This window comes from Streptomyces sp. SID3212 (assembly GCF_009865405.1).
Lineage (GTDB): Bacteria > Actinomycetota > Actinomycetes > Streptomycetales > Streptomycetaceae > Streptomyces.
The window spans coordinates 1-4,838 of record NZ_WWJY01000591.1 but is presented as its reverse complement, the minus strand read 5'-3'; the positions used below and the strand labels follow the sequence as shown (position 1 = coordinate 4,838).

2 protein-coding genes are annotated in these 4,838 nt (G+C 70.6%); one reads left to right on the top strand and one right to left on the bottom strand.

The features are described from left to right. Window positions 1-134 precede the first annotated feature (134 nt). Entirely contained in the window at window positions 135-4,106 is a 3,972-nt protein-coding gene (eccCa, locus tag GT042_RS17780) for a type VII secretion protein EccCa (RefSeq protein ID WP_161309696.1), read from the bottom strand. 292 nt (window positions 4,107-4,398) lie between these two features. Here eccCa and eccD point away from each other — a divergent pair. Continuing rightward, on the top strand, window positions 4,399-4,838 hold a 440-nt coding region (gene eccD, locus GT042_RS17775; protein ID WP_161309695.1), incomplete at its 3' end, for a type VII secretion integral membrane protein EccD.

Genomic DNA, 4,838 nt, shown 5'->3' with positions numbered 1-4,838 from the left:
AGGGCCAGGAGTTGGCTGCCGCCCGGCCGCCGCCCGGACAGCGCTCCGCCGGCCCCGTAACGTCCGTACGGCCCCGGCGGCCCGGCCCCCCGGAGGGAGCAGGCCGCCGGCCGCCGCGACACCCCTGCGGGACATCAGCGCTCGTCCCCCAGCGGGGTCTGGATCTGGAGCGTCTTGCGCCGCGCGATGCGCACGGCCCGGCCGGGGATCAGCTCCCGCCCCTTCACACTGCCGAAGAGATACCCCTCGCTCGGCGGGCACGACATCAGCAGGCCCGGTGTGTTGACCTCCAACAGCCGCCGCAGCAAAGCCTCGTTGAGGCCGCGCCCGGCACCGGCCGAGGAGCGGGCCACGACCATGTGCAGACCCACCTCGTGGCCGAGCGCGAGATGGTCGAGCAGCGGGGCGAACGGCTGCGCCATCGGACCGCTGCCGATCATGTCGTAGTCGTCGACCAGGATGAACAGCCGCGGCCCCGACCACCAGTCGGCCAGCCGCATCCGCGACGGGGCGATGTCCTCCCCCGGGACACGCTGCCTGACCGCCCTCGCCACCCCGTCCACGAGGTCCTTGAGGATGTCCATCGACACCGCGTGACCCAGGCGGTACGCCTCCGGGACGGCCTCCACCAGCTCCCGCCGGTAGTCCACCGTCATGATGCGCGCCTCGGCCGGGGTGTACCGCTCGGTGATGCCCTTGGCGATCACCCGCAGCAGGTTGGTCTTGCCGCACTCGCTGTCGCCCACCACGATCATGTGCGGGTTCTCGGAGAAGTCGTGCCACACCGGGGCGAGTTCGTTCTCGTCCAGACCGATGGCGACCCGCAGGCCGTTCTCGCCCACGGGCGCCGGCAGGTCGGCGACGGGCAGGGCGGTCGGCAGCATCCGCACCCGGGGCGCCGAGGGGCCCGTCCAGTTCTCGCTGATCGCGGCGACCAGGCCGGCGACACCGTCGGCGAGGTCGTCGGCGTCCTCGACCCCGTCGACACGCGGCAGCGCCGACAGGTAGTGCAGCTTGTCGGGGGTCAGGCCCCGGCCGGGGCTGCGCGGGATCGTCGCCGCCTTGCGGGAGTCGATCTGGGAGTCCATCGCGTCACCCATGCGCAGTTCGAGGCGGGTGCCGGTCTGGTCCCGTACGGACGACGACAGCTCCACCCACCGGCCCGTGGTGATCATCAGGTGGACACCGTAGTTGAGGCCGCGCGCGGCCAGCGCGTTGAAGGTGGGAAGGTGCCGGTCGAAGTCCTGGCGCACCGTGGACCAGCCGTCGACCACCAGGAAGATGTCGCCGTGCGGTTCGTCAGGGAACTCGCCCGCCGCCCGCCGCCTGCGGTACGTCGGCATGGAGTCGATGCCCTGTTCGAGGAAGAACCGCTCCCGCTTGCTGAGCAGCGTGCTGACCTCGGCGATCGTACGGCCCACCCGCTCGGCGTCCACCCGCGCCGCCACCCCGCCCATGTGGGGCAGTTCGTCGAGGGCGGCGAGGGTGCCACCGCCGAAGTCCAGGCAGTAGAACTGCACCTCCCTCGGTGTGTGGGTCAGCGCGAGCGCGGTGATGAGGGTCCTCAGCAGGGTGCTCTTGCCGCTCTGCGGGCCGCCCGCGATGGCCACGTGGCCGCCCGCCGCCGACAGGTCCACCGTCAGCAGATCACGGAGCTGGTCGAACGGCCGGTCCACGACACCCACCGGGACGGCGAGCCGGCCCCGCAGCGGCCAGTCGGCCGTGGTGAGACCGAAGCGCGGATCCGGCGCCAGCGGAGGCAGGATCTGGTCCAGACTGGCCGGCGCGGACAGCGGCGGCAGCCACACCTGGTGGGCGGGCGGCCCCGAACCGCGCAGCCGGTCCAGTGCCACCGACAACAGAGTCTCGCCGTTCTCCTCGTCGCCCTCCGGCTCCTCCTCGCCCCCGCCGGAGACGTCCGGGTCCGCGGGCGCGCGCGGCACCACCCACTCCGCCGTCCACGGCACCACCTGGCGGGCCACCTGCGCCTGCACGACGGCCCGGCGGCGCTGGTACGGCCCCGAGACGTACGCGGCACGGAACCGCGTCAGCGCGTCCACACCGCTCTTCAGGAACCCGGCGCCCGGCTGGGCCGGCAGCTCGTACGCGTCCGGCACCCCCAGCACCCCCCGGCTCTCCATCGCGGAGAACGTCCGCAGACCGATCCGGTACGAGAGATGGCTCTCCAACTGGTGCATGCGGCCCTCGTCCAACCGCTGCGAGGCGAGCAGCAGATGCACCCCCAGCGAGCGCCCGAGACGGCCGATCATGACGAACAGCTCCATGAAGTCCCGGTGCGCGGACAGCAGTTCGCTGAACTCGTCCACCACGACGAACAGGCTGGGCAACGGCGCCAGCGGCACACCGGACTGCCGCGCCCTCTCGTACTCCAGGGCCGACGTGTAGTTCCCGGCGGCCCGCAGCAGCTCCTGACGGCGTATCAGCTCACCGTGCAGGGCGTCCTGCATACGGGCGACCAGGGACACCTCGTCGGCGAGGTTGGTGATGACTGCCGAGGTGTGCGGCAGTTCGTCGAGCCCGAGGAAGGTGGCACCGCCCTTGAAGTCGACCAGGATGAAGTTCAGCGTCTCCGACGAGTTGGTGAGGGCGAGCGAGAGGACCAGGGTGCGCAGCAGCTCGCTCTTGCCGGAACCGGTGGCGCCGATGAGCATCCCGTGGGGACCCGTACCGCCCTGCGCGGACTCCTTGATGTCCAGCTCCACGGGCCTGCCCTCGCCACTGACCGCGATGGGGACGCGGAGCCGGGCGCTGCCCGTGTACCGCTCCCAGAGGGTGGCCGGCTCGTGCTGGTGCAGATCGGGGATGTTCAGCAGCGCGGTCAGCTCGACGTCGTCCGAGAACGGCTTGGAGTCGTCGCCGCCCATGCTCATCCGGTACGGCGCGAGCAGCCGGGCGAGCGCCCGCGCCCCCACCGGACCGAACCTGTCGGGCCTGCCCAGCACCGTCGACTGCTCCTTGCGGTCGCGGTCGGTGCGGACCAGCGCGACGCTGTCCTCCGCCACCTCCAGGCGCAGTGTGGTGCGCCCGGGCTTCCAGGTGAGGGCCCCCGTGATGTCGAGGACGACGGCGTTGCGGAACCCGGGGCCGTCGAAACGGTGGCCGGCCGGCAGGGCGCAGCCGTCGATCACGATGACCGTGTACGGCTCCTCCCGGCCCGGGGCCGCGTCGGGATCGGCGCCCGGACGCTCCTGGAACTCGACACCGAGCAGGTTCTCCAGCTCGTTGAAGGCCGACGTGATCATACGGGTCGGGCCCGCGCCGTCCTCCTCGTACCGGTGCAGACTGTGCGGGAGCCACTTCGCCCACTCCCACTCCGACCGCCGCTCGTCGGACACGCACAGCGCGATCCACAGGTCGTCGGGGGAGTGGAAGACCGCCAACTGGCCGAGCAGGCCCCGCACCAGACCGCGTATCCGCTCCTCGTCACCCCGGAACAGCACCTTCGACCAGGCGCGCAGATAGATCGCGATGGGCTGGTCCCGTACGGTCGAATAGGCCCGGGTGAAACTGCGCAGCGCGTGCGCGGACAGCGGTTCCAGATCCTCGACGGGCTTGGTGGACAACGGGATCAGCTTCATCGCCAGGCGCTGGTCACCGACGGCCATCCGCACTTCCGCGAAGTCCTCGTCGGACGTCCGGCGCTCCCACAGCCGCGACGTCCGCACGAAGGACGACAGCGCGTCGGGCTCGGGATGACGCCAGGCGAGCGCCCGCTGCTGGTCGACGATGGAGGCCCGTACCTTGCGCCGCGTCTGCCGCAGATAACGCAGGTAGTCGCGGCGTTCGCCCTTCATCCGCTGCTTGCGGTCGGCGTTGCGCTTCATCACCTGACCGATCATCATGCCCGCGGAGGCGACCACCATCACACCGAGCGCGATATAGATGAATCCGCCGCTGGACTTGGCCATGCCGGGCCGCATGAACATCAGCATCATCGACACCGACATCAGGGCCATCGGCAAGTAGGTCCACACCGCGGAACTGTCCGGGACCACTTCGGGAAGGGTCGGCGGCTCCTGAAGGCTCAGATCCCCCGACGGCGATTCCGGACCTCTACGGCGTGCCGGCCTGCGGAACAGGATCACGCTCAACGAATGGCCTCCTGTGCGATTCCGAACAATTCCATGACAACAGCGCGGGACGGTCCGCCTTTACCGGAGTTCACCCGGTCTTCACCGGAGTTCACCCGATACCGGGGTCCACCGGAACAACGGCCGCCCCTAAGGCATTCGAAGTCGGCTGCCGGAAGGGCGAGTTGCCTCGCAATGCGGATGAAGTAGAGTCTCGCGCGATGCCGCCGGTTTCCCCAATGGGCTCGTCGGCACCCACACGCCCGACTTCCTGTCACATTCAGCGGAAAGCGTGAAACCCAAGCCCATGACAGAAACCCAGACGGCGAATCTGTGCCGCGTCACCGTACGCGCTCCGACGAGGATCATCGACCTGGCGGTGCCCTCCGACGTCTCCGTTGCCGACCTGCTGCCCACAGTCGTCGGTTACGGAGGCGAGGACCTGGAGGAATCCGGCCTGGAGCACGGCGGCTGGGTGCTGCAACGTCTCGGCGGCCCACCGCTCGACCCCGAGAGTACCTTGGACTCCCTCGGCCTGCGCGACGGCGAGGTGCTCAGTCTGCGACCGCGTGCCGAGGCGCTCCCCGAGGTCCACCTCGACGACCTGGTCGACGGCATATCCACCACCATGCAGAACCGCCCGCACGGGTGGAGCCCGGCGGCGGGACGGCGCCTGCTGCTCGCCCTGGCCGCCGCCACCCTCACGCTGGGCCTCGTGCTCCTGGGCCTGCCGGGCTCCCCCGGCTG